The following is an 18,297-nucleotide window of genomic DNA, read 5'->3' on the forward strand; positions in this document are numbered from 1 at the left end:
TCAGGGCTGGCGTTGAGCCACGATAAACAACCGAGGAAAAGCCAGCAGTATCTGCCCGTTTTCCTGGAGCGGATACTGCTCTTCCAGCAGTTCATGGTAGCGTTTCAGGAAACGTTTCTGTTCGCTCTCATTCAGTTCCTGGAGCCAGGGCCGCAGGCCGGTGGCGCTTACCCAGTCAATAATGGCCTGATGAGAGCTCATTTTGTGATAATAGGTTGTCCGCCAGATATCCACCTCACAGCCAGCCTCCGACAGAATATCGTAATAAGCATGTACGCCGGGCAGAGGTTCGCGGCCCCGGTCTGGGTAGTCTTGCTCCAGCGCCACTTCACGCATCGCCACATGAGTGGGTTCCAGCCAGTTGTCGGGCATCTGGATCGCCAGCACGCCATTTAACTTAAGCAGGGAGACAAGATGCGGCAGGAGATCGTAATGGTCCGGAACCCATTGCAGCGACGCGTTGGCATAAATCAGGCTCAGCGGCTGGCCAGGCTTGTACTGCCGGATATCGGCCTCAACAAAGTGGCAGTCAGGTAAGGCGGCGTGTGCTTCCTCGAGCATAGCAGGGGAGTTATCGACCCCGGTGATGTGCGCAGAAGGCCAGCGATGCTTCAACAGCGCCGTGCTGTTGCCCGGACCGCAGCCCAGATCGGCGATAGTCGCAGCCTCATCCAGAGGAATTCTGGCGAGCAATTCGGCGGCTGGACGCGTTCTTTCTGCGCCAAATTGCAGGTAAAGAGAAGGGTTCCAGTCGGCCATCATCAATTCTCCGTCTTACATGATTCAGCAAGAATAGCACAGGCAGATGTCTGTAAAGCGGTACCGACGAGGGTTCTGGGCAGATGAAATCAGCAGAGCCAGTAAAACGAAGGGAAGGTAGAAAAAATAAGCAAACGGAAATATTACCCCTTAAAAGATTAAGGGGCAATGTTTTTATTGTAATTATTTTGTGATTATTGTTTTTTAATATTTTATCGGCAAAGTGCTTCTTATGCTCTGTACCCGAAACTTTAAATATTAGATAATCATCGATGGGTATATCCCTGGTGTTTCGTAGGTCTTTGACCTCCTGACCGCTTAGTTTTGCGAGAACTTCGTGGTCAGGTACTTTTTAAGTATAGGGAATATGCGGCACAATGAAAGCTGTCCTTAAAGACAGGTGATAATAGTTTCAGGTGTTATTATCAGGAACAAGAGCATGAATTCTGTCATTGAATTTTTTTTACACGACTACGATGATTTACCACCAGCATTAGCACACGAACTCTACCGACTCAGAAGAAAAACTTTTCGGGACCGACTCGACTGGAAAGTGGAATGCATCGAAGGTATGGAAAAGGATCAGTTTGATTCCCATAACACGACATACTTGCTGGGGATGTATGATGGACAGCTGTTATGCGGCGCGCGATTTATTAACGCAACGCAGCCGACAATGATAAGCGAGATCTTTCACAACTATTTCGATAATCCCATTGTTTTTCCAGCAGATGTTCCCTGCTGTGAAGTGAGTCTTTTATTTTTAGAAAAAGAAACACGAGACTCTGCAAGTCTGCAGGGCGTGCCCGCCAGTAAAGCATTGTTTCTTGCAATGAATATTTATTGCATAAAGAAAAAATATCACGGGATGTACGCAGTAGCCAGTCGTGGTATGTATGCCATATTTCGCCATGCAAACTGGAAAGTTGAAGTAATTCAGCGCGGTGTCTCTGAAAAAGGGGAAGTTATTTATTATATTTATATGCCTGCCAGCCCCAGCATTATTGAAGACATTATTAGCAAAGATAAATCCAGTCACTGGCTTCGCGAAATGCTCGAGCATTTACGCCATTTATAACCAGTGGCTGAGGCTCAGTCCTCCAGTAACCGGAGTTCCGTTCCAAGTTTTATTGCGTGTCTGGCATTATTTACACCGAGTTTTTTCATTATATTGCCCATGTGAAATTTAACGGTGCGCTCGGCAATAGACAAAATAACCGCAATTTCTGCGTACGTTTTCCCGGCGCTGACCCATTTAAGGATTTGGCGCTCGCGTGGTGATAAGAAAACATTCTTTTTCTGCTGATGCTGACTATAAAGATTGAGTGTCTTCTGATGTAACTGAACAAGGAAGCGTAGAAATTGCGGTCGATATTTCTCTATGTCAATGCCAGAATGCTTAGGACTGATGACGGATAAGACCACAAGATTATTCAGATAGTCATGCAGAGGAAAGGTCTGTCCCTGGTAAATATCATACTGGACACTTTCGTCGAAAATGCGTGTCAGGTTGTAACCATCCGACAGGACGACGTCACTTTCCCAGAAAAAATCTTCAACACAGCGCAAAGCCCGAATAATGACAGGGTCAATGAACTGATATTTTCTTTCAAGGTAGATATTAAACCACTCGGGGCTATTATTGAGTATCCTCATCTGTGAAGGATCTTTCTTGTTCATAATAGCGTAGGCGAAGACGATCCCTTTGAAATCCTCAAAAAACGCGTCCAGCTCACTCTGAATTTGCGTGTTGATCGTTATGTCGTTGTAATATGTATCCTTCACGTGAGTTGCTGCCTCCTGTTCGAGTGGAGGACCAAGTATAATATGCTTCGTTATCTGTAGCGAGTCGCATTTTAATCCAGACAACCGATAAGACAGGCTACCTCAGCAGGCAGCCTCGTGAACGTTTGGCATTTTTGAATGATAAATGCAGGTGACTGAGGGAATTGTTGATGATTTTATCGAATTTCGAAATCGTTCACTAAATATAGTAGGCTGCAAAATTTAGGAGGTTTTCCGCTTTTCATCCGGGTAGCGCACAAGCGTACCGATTTCATGCGCCTTCAAATCAGGATGTAAACCAGTAGGTTACAGAATACCTTTCAGGGCAACATGATAAAGCAGCATGATGGTCTTACCGTCGACAATCTTGCCCGTTTCAATGCTGCGTAATGCCTCTTCAAGCGTCATTTCCAGCACGTCGATATCTTCACCCTCGGCCTTGATCCCACCGCCTGCGCCGGTTCTGTCATCTGGCTGGTACTCTGCAAGATAAAAATAGAGTTTTTCCGTGACGGAGCCTGGGCTCATATAGGCTTCAAAGATTTTCTGCACGCGCGAAACGTGAAATCCGGTCTCTTCTTCCGCTTCTGCTTTTATGCGGCTTTCGGGATCCATGTTGTCCAGCAATCCCGCGGCAGCTTCAATTAAATCGTCCTGGTGGCCGTTGATAAAGACAGGGAAGCGGAACTGGCGCGTCAGGATCACCGTCTTTTTCTCACGGTTATAGAGAAGAATCGTCGCGCCGTTGCCACGGTCATAGACTTCCCGATGCTGCCGTTGCCATTCGCCATCACGTCGCTGGAGGTCAAAGGTATATTTTTTAAGGATGTACCAGTTGTCAGAAAGGGTTTCACTGTCGATGATGCGCACATCTGCACGTTTTGATTGCACGATTGTTCCTCCTTACGTAGAGTAATGATCATAAACAGCAATATCATGCATGTTCAAGATAAAACATGCAACATCAGGAATTCATGATGCTCACCAGTCAGCGAAAACAATTGATCCTTGAAAAGCTGGATGCCGAAGGCCAGGTCCAGTCAAAAGCGCTCAGCATTCTCTTTGACGTCTCTGAAGATACCATCCGGCGCGATCTGCGCGAGCTGGCGGCAGAAGGGCGTTTGCAGCGTGTTCATGGCGGCGCGCTGCCGTCATCTTCCGCTATAGCTCCGTTTGCAGAACGGCAATCCGTGAAGATGGATGCAAAAAAAAGGGTGGCCCGGAAAGGAGCACAGCTGATTTCATCAGGCCAGGTGGTGATTGTCGACGGTGGCACGACTACCTCGGAGCTGATTACATTTTTCCCTCCTGACTTGCGCATCACCGTGGTGACGCACAGCCCAAGTATTGCTCTGGGGCTCGTTGATCATCCTTCCATTGAGGTGATTTTAATCGGCGGACGCTTGTATAAACACTCGATTGTTGCGGTCGGCGCTGCGGCCATCGAAGGCATAGAGAATATACATGCAGACCTGTTCTTTATGGGGGTGACCGGTATTCATCCCGATGCGGGGCTGACAACCGGTGATTTCGAAGAGGCATGCATCAAACGTGCATTTTCCGGCAGAGCCGCGGAAACGGTCGTTCTGGCGTCTCCGGAAAAGATCAACACCGCGTCGTCGTTTGTGATTGGCGATGTATCTTCAGTGAATACCATCGTCGTTGAAGACGGTACGGATAAGGCGTGGATCCGCGCGGTATCAGAAAAGGGGGTATCCGTCGTGCTGACCTCAGATCGTGACCGCCTCTGACAGCCAGCCTTTAACGTCAGGCTGGCTGGCGTCCAGGCTTACGCTTCTGGAATGTTCTCAAGCGCGGTATACACGCTGAGACCATATTTTCTGGCTACCTCAATGTCCATATCGGCACCTTTAGACGCACCGGCAATACGATAAATCGCATCGCATTTTGCGATGAGCCGGTGAGCAACGGGGTACAGCATCGCTTCGCTGATTTCATCACCCACCGTTTTTGAGCCTGCGGCTTTTGCCAGCGGCAAAGCAAGCCATTCACCAATGACCGGGATGTGGCCACGCTGGTAAACGGCTAATGCTGCGTTTTCGAGACGCGCCAGATTCTCATCAATTCGCGCCTGAACACCATCGGTTCCGCTGCGATAGGGACCGGCAATTAAAATCAACTGTTGTGTCATTAATACCTCTGTCAGCGTTATTGCATGAAACTGCACATTTACAGAGGATACCTTACGCCATTACCGGCCTGAAATACAACACTTCGTGCAATATCGTGCACAAAGTCGCATGAGCATTTTGACAAAGGCGTTGTGCTACTGGCTCTCCGGTGCATGGCACACGGCCTCGATGTTATGACCATCAGGTGAGATGACAAAAGCGGCATAATAATTTTCACCGTACGGTCGCAATCCCGGCCCGCCGTTATCACGTCCGCCAACGCGCAGCGCGGCGTGGTAAAAATCATCAACCTGCTGACGTGTAGTAGCCACAAACGCCAGGTGCAGAGGCGCAGGTTTATCATTTGTCTGGAAAAGGCAAAGTGAAACATTTTGAGGCACCTGATCTGGGCGTCAGGGGGAAATAGCGAGTTGTTAGCCGTTCGAGCAAAACGGCCACAAACCGGCATGAGTATTTATCTTCCATGACCATAGTGCGCATAATGTATATTATGTTAAATTAACTTCATAGGTCTTTTCTCCATAGTGCTCTCATGCAGCAACAGAAATCAGGACATTGGTGTCCTCCCTTCTCGATAAAATCCACCGTCGATAACAAACCATTTGTGAGAAAAACTCACAGCACCATTCGATAGCACATGCTGGTCCCCTTCATACCAGTGCAATAACCTGTCGCATACAGAATTGCTGGTAATAAAAGAAGGAACACCGAATGAAGTATGTGAATCTGGGTCGTAGCGGTTTGAAAGTCTCCCGTCTTTGTCTCGGTTGTATGAGCTATGGTGACCCCTAACGTTTGCCTCAACCCTGGTCCCTGGATGAAAAAGCGTCACGTCCGCTCATTCGTCAGGCGCTTGAAGCTGGCATTAATTTTTTTGATACCGCAAATATCTACTCGGGCGGAAGTTCTGAAGAGATCACAGGAAAAGCGCTGAGAGAAATGGCCAGACGCGACGAGATCGTTGTGGCGACAAAGACCTTCTTTCCATGGCGCAACTCACCCAATACCGGGTTTCTTTCCCGCAAGGCCATTTTTCAGTCTATTGACGATAGCCTGATGCGCTTAGGTATGGATTATGTGGATCTCTTTCAAATTCACCGCTTTGACCACTCCACGCCTGTTGAAGAGACCATGGAGGCTCTGCATGACCTCGTTAAATCAGGAAAAGTACGTTACATCGGCGCATCATCTATGGAAGCCTGGCGCTTTGCAAAAATGCAGCATACTGCAGAGCGTAACGGCTGGTCCCGATTTATTACGATGCAACCGCAATACAACCTGCTTTACCGGGAGGAAGAGCGCGAGATGCTGCCCCTGTGTGAAGACCAGGGGGTTGGTGTGATCCCCTGGAGTCCGATGGCACGCGGCAGGCTCACGCGCGACTGGAGTGAAACGCTGAAGAACGGCTGGGCCTCCAATTAGTCCGTCAGTTCCCCCGCGAGGATATGATTTTATCCACCAAATTCACACCGCAGATTGCGAACGAACAGTCAGCGCAGCCTGTCAGCGATATGCTTGAGGCCAGCCTCGGACGTCTGGGTGTGGACGCGATTGATATCTACTGGATCCATAATCCCCTCGACGTTGAGAAATGGACGCCAGGACTGATCCCACTTTTACAAAGCGGTAAGGTCAAACGCGTAGGTGTTTCCAACCACAATCTGGCACAAATCAGACGCGCCAACGAAATCCTTAACGCTTCCGGTTATTCCCTCAGTGCAGTACAAAATCACTACAGCCTGCTCTATCGCGCTTCTGAAGAGGCCGGAATCCTTGATTATTGCCGACAAAATATCATCACGTTCTTTGCTTACATGGTCCTGGAGCAAGGCGCGCTCAGTGGTCGTTATGATTCAAATCATCCCATGCCTGCCGGGAGTGGCCGGGCCGAAAGTTATAACGCGGTACTGCCGCAGATAGAAAGATTGACCGCCGCCATGAAAAAAATGGGAGCCGAAAGGAATGCCAGCGTTGCACAGATAGCCATCGCATGGGCTATTGCAAAAGGTACCCTTCCCCTCGTTGGTGCGACTAAAGTTCATCACGTTCTGGACGCCGCCTGCGCTTCAGACATCCAGTTACGCGATGAGGAAATCATCATGCTGGAACAACTCGCCGCAGAGACCAGAGTGGATACACGAGGCGCCTGGGAAAAACCGATGGTGTAAACCCCATCCGAGACAGACTGTCATGAATCACATTCACGTATGGACAGTTCCGGGCGATCCTAATCTGTATCACTTTTACTGCTTTGTATGAAGGGTGAGAATATGAAAATCATTTGCCTTGAAGAACATTATCTCGACAGCGAGTTAGGCCGAGCGTGTATGCCTGTTGCGCTTGAGCAGGCGCCTTTCCTTGGCGACTGGGGGAAAACCGTCGCTGATGGTCATAATCCTGACCGAAGCCGGCCGCAGATAGAAAAGAATGCGCTGATAAACGCGAAAGGCGCTGATTTGGGAAGCCGCCGCCTCAGGGATATGGATGAGGCTGGAATTACCCTTCAGATCCTTTCTGTGGGCGGATTCCCCCAGCTGGCACCTAAGGATGAAGCGGTAACATTAAATACGGCGGCAAACGACCGCCTTGCCGGGGCGGTAAGAAATCATCCGGATCGCTTCGCGGCATTTGCCACTCTTCCCTGGGCACAGCCGGAAGAGGCTGAAAAAGAGCTTGTCCGCGCAGTTGAAGAACTGGGGTTTAAGGGGGCACTTCTGAATGGCCGACCCTCTTCATGCTTTCTCGATAATCCTGACTATGACTCCCTGCTTTCCCGCTTTAATAAACTGAATGTGCCACTCTATCTTCATCCCGGATTACCGTTTAACAGCGTGCAACAGGCCTACTTCACGGGCTTCAGCGCAGAGGTCAACGCCCGGCTCTCTATGTTTGGCTGGGGCTGGCATCACGAAGCCGGGATCCATTTGTTACGGCTGATGTTATCGGGCGTATTTGATAAATATCCCCACTTGCAGGTAATCAGTGGCCACTGGGGGGAGATGCTGCCCTTCTGGCTGCAGCGTCTTGATGACAGCCTTCCACTGGCTGCAACGGGTCTGTCACGCACGCTAACGAGAACCTTCCAGGAGCACGTTTACGTTACCCCGTCAGGTATGCTGTCGCTGCCGCACTTCCAGTTTATCTACGCGTTAATGGGGGCAGAAAGGATCCTGTTCTCCGTCGATTATCCCTATCAGACCCTGGACGGTGTAAAAACCTTTATCGACAGTCTGCCCGTCAACAAGGCTGAAAAAGAGGCCATCGCATTTCGCAATGCAGAACGTTTACTGGGCATCACGGCGTAGTTCACGGGTTCGTGATGACCGGTACAATGAGAACAGTCGACTATTATTAGTTTTTGTCTAAAAGTGAATGAGTCTTTACTGCTCTAAAAAAAATAATGGTGTCACTCTATACTGGGTTAAACATTCATCAAATATATTTAACTCATTGAAATGAAAAATATCCTTATTGTTTCAGGCCATCCTGAGCTTACCCATTCCGTCGCCAATGCCACGATCCTTGATGAAGTGGCGACCGCCCTTCCCGATGCTGAAATTCGTCGTCTGGACTGGCTCTATCCGGACGGCAAATTCAATATCGCTGCGGAGCAGGAAAGCCTGCTCAGGGCCGATGTGATTGTCTGGCAGTTTCCTTTTTCCTGGTATGGGCTGCCCGGGTTAATGAAACAATGGCTGGACGAGGTCTTTGTCCACGGCTTCGCGCATGGCTCAACGGCGAAACTTGGCGGTAAAAAGCTGCTCCTCTCCTTCACTACAGGGGCGCCACAGGCGCTCTATACCGCTGACGGTTTCTTTGGCCATGCCATTGAAGAGTATCTTATTCCGTTCGAGACCACGGCAAAACTGTGCAATCTTGAGCTGCTGGCGCCGGTTTATACCTGCGGTATCAGCTATGCCGACCGGGATGCCGACAAAATCGCGCAGCAAAAAACGCTTGCCCGGGAACACGCTTCAAGGCTTGTCGATCTGCTCAATTCCGTCGTGAATAATCCAGAGGGAGAATAACGATGCAGTATACCCGGCTCGGTAAAAGTGACTTACTGGTCTCCCACATCTGTATGGGATGTATGGGGTTTGGCGACCCGTTAACGGGCCAGCATCGCTGGACGCTGGACGAAACAGCAAGCCGGGACATCATCCGCTACGGTCTCGAAAAGGGTATCAATTTTTACGATACCGCCATCGCCTATCAGAACGGCTCCAGCGAGCGATACGTTGGCCGGGCGCTGCGGGAGATGGCAAAACGCGAGGACGTGGTGCTGGCCACCAAGTTTCTGCCACGAACCGCCGCGCAAATTGCCGCGGGGATCGGCGGAAAAGAGGCAATAGCCCGATCACTCGACCAGAGCCTGCAGAATCTGGGGATGGACTACATCGACCTCTACATTTACCACATCTGGGATTACAACACGCCAGTTATTGAGGTGCTTGAAGCGCTTCATGCCGCCGTTACTGAGGGCAAAGTGCGCGCTATTGGTATATCCAATTGCTATGCCTGGCAGCTTGCGAAAGCGAACGCCCTTGCCGAACGCGAAGGGCTGACGGGCTTTGTTTCCATGCAAAGCCACTACAACCTGATTATGCGTGAAGATGAACGAGAGCTCTTCGGTCTGTGCGCTGAAGATGATATCGCCATGACCCCCTATAGCGCGCTGGCCAGCGGTCGTCTCTCCCGGAAAGAAGGCCACACGCGGCGAGCCTCCGAGGATGCCTATGCCCGCGGAAAATATGACAGCACGGCTGAACAGGATCGGAGCATTATCGAGCGCGTCGCCGAGCTTGCTGAACGACATCAGGTGTCCATGACGGAAATCTCACTCGCCTGGCTGCTGACAAAAGTCACGTCACCTGTCGTAGGGGCCACAAAAAAAGATCACGTCGATGGCGCGGTAAACGCCGTAAATCTTCAACTGAGCCCGGAGGAAATCCGGTTTCTGGAAGAAACCTACCAGCCGCACGTTCTGATGGGGATCATGGCGCAAAACACGCCGCAAACGAAAGACGTTAATCAGGTCTGGACGCGGTAGCAAACAGTAATTTCAGTAAAAGGATCATCGTGAAAAAGCCCCTTATGCTTTTAATTTGTATGCTCATAAGCAGCCCTGTCTTTGCAACAAAACTGGACGCGCCGGATAAGCGAGTGATGAATATCTTTGAGCTCGGCGTCAGGCCCGATCGGGACAAAGATTTTGCAGACGTAGCCAGACAGACGATTTCCGCTTCGGTTGATCATGAAGTAGGTACGCTGGCGATGTACGCCCTGCACCGCAGCGACAATCCACATAAGGCATTCATGGTCGAACTCTATGAAAACGAGAGTGCTTACCGCAAACATCTAAATGCTGAACCATACAAGGCATTCGCTGCCCGGGCACCTGACATTATCGATTGGAAAAATAAAATCACTCTGGAGCCCCAATTTCTGGGGGACAAACACATCATACCGAATGAGCGAACCATTAATAATCTGGTGATCGTCGAGGTAAAGCCTGAATTTCAGACCGAATTTAAAAACATCGTCCTGCCCGAAATGGCGGAATCGCTCAAAGTAGAGAAAGGCGTATTAGCAATGTATGCCGCTACAGATTCACAGACTCCGAACCGCTGGTATTTCTATGAGATTTACGCCAGTGAGGAAGCGTATCAACTGCACCGACAAACGCCACACTTCCGTGACTATCTCAGGCAAACGGCGCATATGAGCGCCAGTAAGGACGCTATCCCGGTAAAACCGGTATTTCTTCGTAACAAAAGCGGAATCAAACAGGATCCGCACCGTTGACCAGTGAGGATTAACATGAAAAGCGTAATTGCAGCGGCGGCCATGTCGCTTGTTATTTCTGATTTTGCTACTGCTGAGGAAACAAAAGGTAAAGCGATGATGAAAATTGAACCTTCAACAACTTCGGAAGCTGATATTCGTTCCGTCTCACCGGCTCTTGCGCGCTTTGGTCGAGAAGCGATTACTGAAGATCTGTGGACACGCGATGCCCTCTCGCCCAGGGATCGTAGTATGGTGACCGTCGCCATGCTAATTGCCAGAAACCAGCCTGGCGACCTTAAGCACTATATAGACATTGCCCTTGATAATGGCGTTACGCCAGCGGAGTTGTCAGAAATCATTACCCATCTGGCGTTCTACTCAGGTTGGTCAAATGCCATGTCAGCCGTCAGCGTGACCAAAGCAGTATTTGAAACTCGTGGCGTCACGGCAGATGTACTTCCTGAAGCTTCTCCGGACCTGCTTCCTCTCAATCAGGAAGCAGAAAAGCAGCGTTCAGAGACAGTGGAAAAAAATGTTGGCCCAATATCTCCGGGCCTGGTTAAATTCACTACAGATCCACTGTTCCTGGATCTCTGGCAAAGACCCGCGCTGAAACCCCGCGACAGAAGTATGATTACGGTCAGCGCGTTAATCGCATCCGGACAGAGCGCGCAGATTGGCTATCACCTCAATAGAGCAATGGATAATGGACTTTCTGTTGAGGAAGCTGGTGAGATCGTTACCCAGGCCGCGTTCTACGCTGGCTGGCCAAACGCATTTACTGCTGCTCCGGTTGTCGGAGAGGTGCTAAACAATCGATCATCGAGTAAAAGGTAATATTACTGAACACTAAAACCTGACGCACATCACAAAATTAGAACGAACAGTTCATGAACCAACAGGCGTGACATCGAGTGATTTATGGACAGCGTTTAACACAGTTATGAACCAAAACTGAGTTCATAACTGTGAGTTTGAATCGCCATTTGATAAATATGCATTTAAAACAGTTTGTTATACTGTTTCTGGTGCTGTCGTAAATTATGTATATTCCTCAAACCCAGAATAGTTAAATTGAATTCATAATTCTATTATCCATGGTGCTCTCATGCAGCTACAGAAACCAGTACGTTGGTGTCCTCCCTTTTCTATAAAATCCACCACCGATTACAAACCTTTTGTGAGAAAAACTCACAGCACCATTCGATAGCACATGCTGGTACCCTTCATGCCAGTGCAATAACCTGTCGCATACAGAATTGCTGGCAATAAAAGAACGATCCTTCCATGCCAGTCGGACTGATGGATAACTTAGGCCCTCTCGTAAAGTCCTCTGATGTTCTCAGTTGACCATAAATCGTGCAGTGCGCCAGTTTTGAATAGCAATGGCAGCCGTTTCACGTGTAATGGCGATATTTTCCTGCAGAGCATCAATGTTCTGCTGCAATGAAGCCCCATAATCGCAGTGTGTATCCATCGCCGATGATATATTGCTAAAAGGGATCTCTGTGGCCGAATAAAGGCTATGTTTACGGTGCCAGCCCTTTTCTTTGGCATTTAACCGGGCAAGAGAAGCATAGAAATACTTCGAGTAGCTTCGCTCAAATTGTATATTCAGTTGTGCTTTAAAAATGGAGGGTTCTACTGGCTTACCAAAATGCAGGAGCAATGCATGAAGGGCCGCGACATAGTCGTCGATGACGATATTTTTATAGGCGCAGGCTGGTGTGGTATAGAGCATGCGATCCACCTGAACAACACTCCCCCGCTCAATCATTTCATCCAGATAAAACGACGCATGTGCTAGACTTTTACTTTTCAGCAAATTGGCAATTTCAGGTTTCGTTAGCGGTTTATCGCTGTTGTTCATCGCTTCGATGATGACGTCCTTTTGCGTGATGTTCTTAAAACCTTTCTCCATCCCTATTGAATCTGCCTGAGATTTTCCGTCGAAATAAAAACCGTAATCCTCGCCGAAATGTTTCACAAAATGGCGAATGATATAGTAATCATGCTTTTTCATATTGCGCGAGGCTTGGTAAAACTCATTCAGGTGGAAAACCGAGCGGGAATATTTCTCGGCGTATTCCATCATTTCCAGAAAAATGTCGTCTATCTGCGCCGCATCGATATCGATAAAACAGGTGTGCTTGTAGGTACCCTTGCCGGAAAGGTAGATATATTCAGGCTGGTTTAACGCTTCTTGATCCTGACGGTCCTCGTAAACAGGACTGCGCGAATAATTATTCCCATTGATTAATTTTGCAATATCCAGCCAAGGCAGACCCTTTGGGTGTTTAATCAGTACGCAGGCGCTGGCCTCAGCTTTCTTTAGTTGCAGGGGGTAGACATTCTCACCTTTAAGCTGGATGGCGCCTTGTTGCGCTAGATGACGAATTGCATTGTCAACGTAGGGTATTTCTATGCTGCAGACGGAGGGGATAAACTCCCGGATGTCGTCAAGGTGGATTGGTGCGCCATTCTCGGCAAAGTAGGTATTCAGGATCGCCTTGTCAATCTCGGGATAAACATGAGCGATAAGCTCTGTCTGACCTGAAACCATATCCAGAAATTCAAAGAAGTCACGTTCAGAGTGGAAACAGGAAAAAAGTGACTGCATTTTCAAACAAAGGTCCGGCGATATCTCAGGCTTCAATGCCTCCCAAACTGATGGTTGACTGACACGCATATGTCCAAGGAATTCTTGTTTGATATCGGCCTGAATTTGGCGAATGCGCTCTCTTGATACGTCGTAATCGGCCCCGATCTCTTCGAGAGTCTTTTTTTCTTCGACGAACCCCCAGCGGCGTTGGGCAATGTCGACCTTCATTTCACTACTTTTATCGAAGTAAGATTCGATATCTTCCAGTATAACAGCTTCAAGTTTATTCAATGGGCAGTTAATAAGTCGTTTTGGAACGATCAATACGGATTCGAGCGCCAGGTAGTCAATGTCACCATTCTGGATAGCGATGATCTCTTCCCGTAATCTGTCTCTAAATGCCAATAGCTGTGTGGTACTACCCTTTCCCCAAGCAGGAATGGCTACTAATTGCTCATGTTCAGCATTCAGAATAGCCTGCAATATATCGCCCATATCTTCCTTTTTAAGATAGCGACCAAATTTTTCCAGTACTTTCGTATATTTGGCTTCCACGCCAGCAAGGCTCAACCGCATCTGGCTGATATCCATCTTTGCGAAATCAATGACCATATTAATAGTATCGTTAGCCTCAAAGGAAGGTGCAGACTTAGCCCACTGTTGCAATTCTTTAAAAGTCTCAATATATAGAGCCCCTATTCCAGGCTGTGCGGCCAGCTCATGATCTGTTAGTGCAACGAGTTCGCCGAAGGTATCTCCGAGTCCAAAATCGGGGTTTAGCAAGTGTACGTTTTTCAGCCTCCTGATTAATTTCATAAACCTATCAGGTAACTCAATCGTGTCCAGTAAAGTATAGGAGGCAGGGATCTGTAGACATTCCATCCCCAGCTCATCACTCGTCATCTGCGGCTTTTCCTCAACATCAGTTTCAATTTTCCTCATATCCTCATCATCTACTGCAAGCTTCTGTCCTTGAGGGGGATAAATCTCTACTGCTCGCAGAAAATCTGCGAAATAGACATTTTTCTTCAATGCCATGAATTGCTGCATGCTGAGTTTTTCACAGAGCTCCCAGGCACTACACATTTCTCCGAGCGTGAGTCGACTTTCTTCGACCAGGTTATGGAAGAGTTTATTGATAGCTCGGTCGAGCTGAAGTTGATCTACAACGATGTCAATTTTTTCCATATTAAAGCGCGTCTTTTAACTTTTTGAGAAATACAAATGCCGATTGATATTTATTCTTAATCTGTTCCTGCACATCCGACGGTAATTGCTTAAAGCTGACAAGGTTCATAGACTGTCCCCGGTACGTTTCGATCCACGGGCAAACTTCCGCTTCCTTCACCGGCATATAACTCACGACCTTAGGGGCTGTCACTTTAATTCGTGCACTGACAAGGTTGTCGTAATCTGGGAGAAGCTGTTGAATCTCTTTTTCGCTAAATTCGTACAACGGGTTCACGCCGAAATTCAGTGAAATAGTGTAAAAACTTGGTGCCATATTGTTCTCCTCGATAAAGGTATCGAGAAACTCTATCAGTCTCGTGCGCATGGAAGGAGTATCCACGTCTTCATTGAATGCGATTGTCTGGTAGCTAAAATAAGAGCCGAAATGGGTGGCAATTTGATCAAGGCTGACGTCATCTAACTCTTGTTCCAGTTGCGCAATGGAGGGTAACTCGGCATTTTCTTCTCGATATCGGCGCAACTTATCTAGCAGTACATCTCGGCTATTAAGCTGCATTTTCATCTCTTCCAGCAGAGCCAATACTTTCGCAGCCTCTGCACTGAATTGCACATCCAGCGAAGTGTCATGATAAACCCCGGACGCGCCCATTTCCTCCGGATCATCAATAGAGCTATCGGGATACCTTGGCTGCTGTTCAATCTCTTTTGCAAGGCCCTTAATCTCATTCAATCGCTCAAGGGATCCAACAAAATCTAAAACATGAACAAACTCTTTATTTGGCGTTTTGCGCAACCCACGTCCTAACTGTTGCAACCAGATTGTACGTGACCCGGTATAACGCATAAAAATCAATAGGTTGGTTTCTGGAATATCAATACCTTCATTGAACAGGTCGCACACCAAAATGTATTTATAATTCCCTTCCCTGAACATTCGAATATTTTCTCGTCGTTCCTGGGCATACATTTTTGAGTGCACAAGGGTGGCTGTGCCGGGCTCAAAGAATGCAATAAGATGATTCATATGCTGGATGTTACGGCAAAAGATAATCCCTTTTACGTTCTCTATCCCCTGCTCGGTCACAGTTTTGTCAATGAGGCGAACAATCTCATGATCTTTTTTATGCAAAAAAAGTAGTTTATCGATATCGGATAGAGAAAGACCACTCTCGAGCTGATCGATCTTATCCTGATCCAGATCGTCAAGCAGAACAAGATATTTGGGGAATGCCAATTTTTTATTTTTTAGTGCCCAAACCAGATCAAACTTACCGATATGCCCATCGGCACCACCAAAGAAACTCACTACATCGCGATTATCCGTCCGGTACGGGGTCGCGGTTAGGCCAATCAGAAGTTGCGGTTCGAAAAGGGACACCACCGCAGAATAGGTTTTTGCCAGTGTATGATGGGCTTCATCGACAATGACGTAATCAAATACTCCTGCAGATAACGCATCGAGTTTGCTATAGATAGTATCAAACGACGCAAAGACGAAATCAGTCTCTTCGGGATGTGCGCCACCGAAACAGGCAGAAAAACTGTAGTTACCAATACCCAAAACGTTTTTAAATGCGGTAACAGATTGCAATAAAATCTCAACCTGATGTGCCAGAAATAGCACTCTTGATCTGCGACTATTTTGTTGGAATAAGCGCTTAATTAAGTGGGCAACGGTATAGGTTTTGCCTAATCCCGTCGCCATTTCAATCAGCAGTTTTGACTTTCCTGCCGCATGAAGTTCAAGGGCCTCGTTAATCACATCCTGCTGATAAGTTCGCGGCTTAATGTCACGACCAATCTCGGAATGCTTAATGACCCAAAGATTTTGCAACTCATCCCGGTCTATCAACTCAACTCCGAGTCGTAATGCTCGCGCCTTCACTTCAGAGGTAAACCAGGAGTTGGTAACTAAAATTTTGTATGTAACATTAGCCAGTGTGGCGCCGGTAACTAGTTGATTAAGAGCCTTCACATCTACTGTCGTACCCAGTTGGCGCTGTTTCACCTCAATAGCAAATTTTCGTTTCCCTTTCCAGGCGAAAATATCGACTCCACCATCTCCGTGTTTGAATTCTTTGCCTGTTTGGGTAATTTCGGCATCGGTCCATCCCGATGCGACAAACAAATCGCGAACGAAAATTTCAAAGTCCGAAGCCGAAAGTTTATCGATGTCTTTAAATTCTGCGATTAATGGTTTGTACTGCGGAATTACAGAAACCGTCATAACACCGTTATCCTCCATAAAAAAAACTTATTAACTTCATAGCCACATGCTTCCGCGAAATGTAGGGACAACTTGCCGGAGTGATGCCAGGCTTCCTGCCCTAAACAATGTCCACCGATGTAAACAAGAAAAAGAGATTTCTCTCGAACCTGGTTAAAAGGGATACTGATAAAGCTAATGTGTGCGATCGAAACAATGGGTTACCTTTACCAAGAAGCCTGCACGATAGCTGGCAGAGGCACCGATGGCGGACGTGGCGAAAAATATCAATTACTAACATCACGGTGTACTACTCAATAGGCGGCGGGTCAAGTCTATGCTATAGCAACCTGCATTTTATTCAATAGATCAACCCGATAACCCTTCAGTACCATGAGATGTTCTTTTTGAAAATGTGATATGAGATGGCTAATAAACTGGAACTACCTGTCAGCTAAAGCTAGCTACATTGCGTTAGTTTAGGAAGTAAATTATTGGCGAGTAATAAAATACACTTAAAAAACAACACAATAAATACATCTTATTCATTAACCAAGTTTGCACTCAACATAAGTTAAATGAGATATTGCAGGAACCCCAATCTCAACACCTTCAGCGCCATCCCGGCCTTTCCCATAAAAAACGCCCCTCTTTTAAGGAGAGTATCAGTAACATCAATAATCAATGACAGACTTGCTGTAGATTAACTCCCGTTCATCTGGCGACGATGCTGTTCAGCCTGCTGCTGATGGCTAGCCGAAGACTGTCCGTTATTCGCCGTTTCGTGTGCAATCGCCGCTTTCTCGTGTTCATTCATCGCAGAAAACGACGTCGCTGTTTCGTTAGTACTGCATGGACCGTTTTTGATCATCTCCTTATGCATGTCAGCCATGCTCTGGTGTGCAGCTTCTGTGTTGTTTTGCATCATGTCATAAGACATTACCTGTTCGTTGTTGTTTGTCTCTGCAGCCCAGCTGGATGCAGAAACCGCCAGGATGGCAATAACAGATAAAAGGAACTTTTTCATGGTTGTATCTCCGAAATTAAAGTGCTCAACAGTTGGTGGCCTTCTTTATAATGAATTATAAAAACCGGCCGCTGTTTATCGCATGACTGGCGAGTGACATTTCTGTCACTCCAGGGGCTTAATCCCTACCCTGTTCCGGGACTCAAGGAGTGAGAGAGGCAAAACTTTGATTATTCAAATAATTAGAAGAGCATCCCGCCGCCTGCAACACTGTAACGAGGTGGCTACCAGCATAAGCAATACCTCCCCGACACAGCTGCAACAGCTAAAGACTCAGTTGGCTGAAGAAATGGGCAAACCTGTGGGTCTACACACCATGGGTATTCCGGCGGCAATCAGTACTCTCGGGGTAATTGTCAGCTTCGCGATTCCTCAGCTGTGGTTGGGCTATAGCGTACTCGCCGCACTCGGCCAGCCAGCCGAACGCGTATTCGTGTGGGTTGTGCTGATCGCCCTCCTGTTCGCAAGCATCAACGGCGTGACGATGTTTATGATTGGCAAAGGCAGCATGCGCGCCGTGCGGTTACATCTTACGCTGGCGGTGATGAGTCTGGTATTAACGGCAGCCTATTTGCTGGCCGCGCTGAGCGGTAGCGCTGCTCCGGGCGTCAGTCTGACCGCTGCGATGGTGAGTACTGTCATGCTGGGGCTTAGCGGCAGCTGTATCCTCTCTACCGATTTCTATAAGATGCTGCTATTTACGCTACATAACAGAGCCTGGCGCAAACTGATCAGCAAGGCGCGCTAAGCGTTCATCCCGTAAAAACCCGCCGTTACCGGCGGGTTT

General features: G+C 47.9%; 14 protein-coding genes and 4 pseudogenes. 10 read left to right on the forward strand and 8 right to left on the reverse strand.

What is annotated here, in order from left to right:
• Positions 1-759 carry a trans-aconitate 2-methyltransferase gene (gene tam / locus ACMWJS_RS04740; protein ID WP_414746915.1) on the reverse strand — a complete coding sequence of 253 codons (759 nt, stop codon included), beginning with the start codon at positions 757-759 and terminating at the stop codon, positions 1-3.
• A gap of 439 nt (positions 760-1,198) precedes the next feature.
• Here tam and ACMWJS_RS04745 point away from each other — a divergent pair, with 439 nt between their 5' ends.
• Positions 1,199-1,837, forward strand: a complete 639-nt coding sequence (locus tag ACMWJS_RS04745; RefSeq protein ID WP_414746702.1) for an acyl-homoserine-lactone synthase — start codon at positions 1,199-1,201, stop codon at positions 1,835-1,837.
• A gap of 14 nt (positions 1,838-1,851) precedes the next feature.
• On the opposite strand, the gene ACMWJS_RS04750 is transcribed toward ACMWJS_RS04745, so the two are convergent.
• Both ACMWJS_RS04750 and ACMWJS_RS04755 read right to left on the reverse strand, forming a co-directional pair.
• The gene (locus ACMWJS_RS04750) at positions 1,852-2,544 is read right to left on the reverse strand and encodes a helix-turn-helix transcriptional regulator (RefSeq protein ID WP_045910553.1); all 693 of its coding nucleotides are present in this window, start codon (positions 2,542-2,544) and stop codon (positions 1,852-1,854) included.
• A 306-nt stretch (positions 2,545-2,850) separates the two neighbouring features.
• Entirely contained in the window at positions 2,851-3,435 is a 585-nt protein-coding gene (locus tag ACMWJS_RS04755) for an NUDIX domain-containing protein (RefSeq protein ID WP_045910554.1), read from the reverse strand.
• Positions 3,436-3,521: 86 nt separating this feature from the next.
• Between ACMWJS_RS04755 and ACMWJS_RS04760 the strand changes: the two genes are divergently transcribed.
• Complete coding sequence (locus tag ACMWJS_RS04760; protein ID WP_262749967.1) at positions 3,522-4,295, forward strand: DeoR/GlpR family DNA-binding transcription regulator; 774 nt, start codon at positions 3,522-3,524, stop codon at positions 4,293-4,295.
• Between the two features lie 38 nt (positions 4,296-4,333).
• Here ACMWJS_RS04760 and ACMWJS_RS04765 read toward each other — a convergent pair whose 3' ends face one another.
• Entirely contained in the window at positions 4,334-4,696 is a 363-nt protein-coding gene (locus tag ACMWJS_RS04765) for a DUF4406 domain-containing protein (RefSeq protein ID WP_048223225.1), read from the reverse strand.
• 135 nt (positions 4,697-4,831) lie between these two features.
• Positions 4,832-5,068: pseudogene (locus ACMWJS_RS04770) on the reverse strand (VOC family protein); the annotation flags it as partial.
• Positions 5,069-5,492: 424 nt separating this feature from the next.
• Between ACMWJS_RS04770 and ACMWJS_RS04775 the strand changes: the two are divergent.
• The 7 genes and pseudogenes from ACMWJS_RS04775 to ACMWJS_RS04805 form a co-directional block, all read left to right on the forward strand.
• Positions 5,493-6,092: pseudogene (locus ACMWJS_RS04775) on the forward strand (aldo/keto reductase); the annotation flags it as partial.
• A pseudogene (locus tag ACMWJS_RS04780) lies at positions 6,089-6,865 on the forward strand (aldo/keto reductase); the annotation flags it as partial. The pseudogenes ACMWJS_RS04775 and ACMWJS_RS04780, both read left to right, overlap by 4 nt.
• 102 nt (positions 6,866-6,967) lie before the next feature.
• A complete protein-coding gene (locus ACMWJS_RS04785) occupies positions 6,968-8,002 on the forward strand; it encodes an amidohydrolase family protein (protein WP_196364563.1) in 1,035 nt (344 codons plus the stop codon).
• Between the two features lie 150 nt (positions 8,003-8,152).
• Entirely contained in the window at positions 8,153-8,725 is a 573-nt protein-coding gene (locus tag ACMWJS_RS04790; protein ID WP_032674800.1) for an NAD(P)H-dependent oxidoreductase, read from the forward strand.
• A gap of 2 nt (positions 8,726-8,727) precedes the next feature.
• The gene (locus ACMWJS_RS04795) at positions 8,728-9,747 is read left to right on the forward strand and encodes an aldo/keto reductase (protein ID WP_414746703.1); all 1,020 of its coding nucleotides are present in this window, start codon (positions 8,728-8,730) and stop codon (positions 9,745-9,747) included.
• Between the two features lie 59 nt (positions 9,748-9,806).
• A complete protein-coding gene (locus ACMWJS_RS04800; RefSeq protein ID WP_414746916.1) occupies positions 9,807-10,502 on the forward strand; it encodes an antibiotic biosynthesis monooxygenase in 696 nt (231 codons plus the stop codon).
• A gap of 15 nt (positions 10,503-10,517) precedes the next feature.
• On the forward strand, positions 10,518-11,321 hold the full coding sequence (locus tag ACMWJS_RS04805; RefSeq protein ID WP_069719220.1) for a carboxymuconolactone decarboxylase family protein: 804 nt from the start codon (positions 10,518-10,520) through the stop codon (positions 11,319-11,321).
• A gap of 505 nt (positions 11,322-11,826) precedes the next feature.
• On the opposite strand, the gene ACMWJS_RS04810 is transcribed toward ACMWJS_RS04805, so the two are convergent.
• The 3 genes and pseudogenes from ACMWJS_RS04810 to ACMWJS_RS04820 all read right to left on the reverse strand — a co-directional run.
• The gene (locus tag ACMWJS_RS04810) at positions 11,827-14,274 is read right to left on the reverse strand and encodes a sigma factor-like helix-turn-helix DNA-binding protein (protein WP_414455195.1); all 2,448 of its coding nucleotides are present in this window, start codon (positions 14,272-14,274) and stop codon (positions 11,827-11,829) included.
• Between the two features lies 1 nt (position 14,275).
• Positions 14,276-16,504, reverse strand: coding sequence for a DEAD/DEAH box helicase family protein (locus tag ACMWJS_RS04815; protein WP_414455196.1), 2,229 nt, complete (start codon positions 16,502-16,504; stop codon positions 14,276-14,278).
• Positions 16,505-17,186: 682 nt separating this feature from the next.
• A pseudogene (locus tag ACMWJS_RS04820) lies at positions 17,187-17,423 on the reverse strand (copper-binding protein); the annotation flags it as partial.
• Positions 17,424-17,811: 388 nt separating this feature from the next.
• Here ACMWJS_RS04820 and ACMWJS_RS04825 point away from each other — a divergent pair.
• Positions 17,812-18,258: a hypothetical protein gene (locus ACMWJS_RS04825; RefSeq protein WP_414746704.1), complete on the forward strand. Its 447-nt coding sequence runs from the start codon at positions 17,812-17,814 to the stop codon at positions 18,256-18,258.
• The last annotated feature ends 39 nt before the right edge of the window (positions 18,259-18,297 follow it).

It is taken from the genome of Enterobacter sp. HK-058-C-ECC, assembly GCF_047531125.1.
Taxonomy (GTDB): domain Bacteria; phylum Pseudomonadota; class Gammaproteobacteria; order Enterobacterales; family Enterobacteriaceae; genus Enterobacter; species Enterobacter quasiroggenkampii.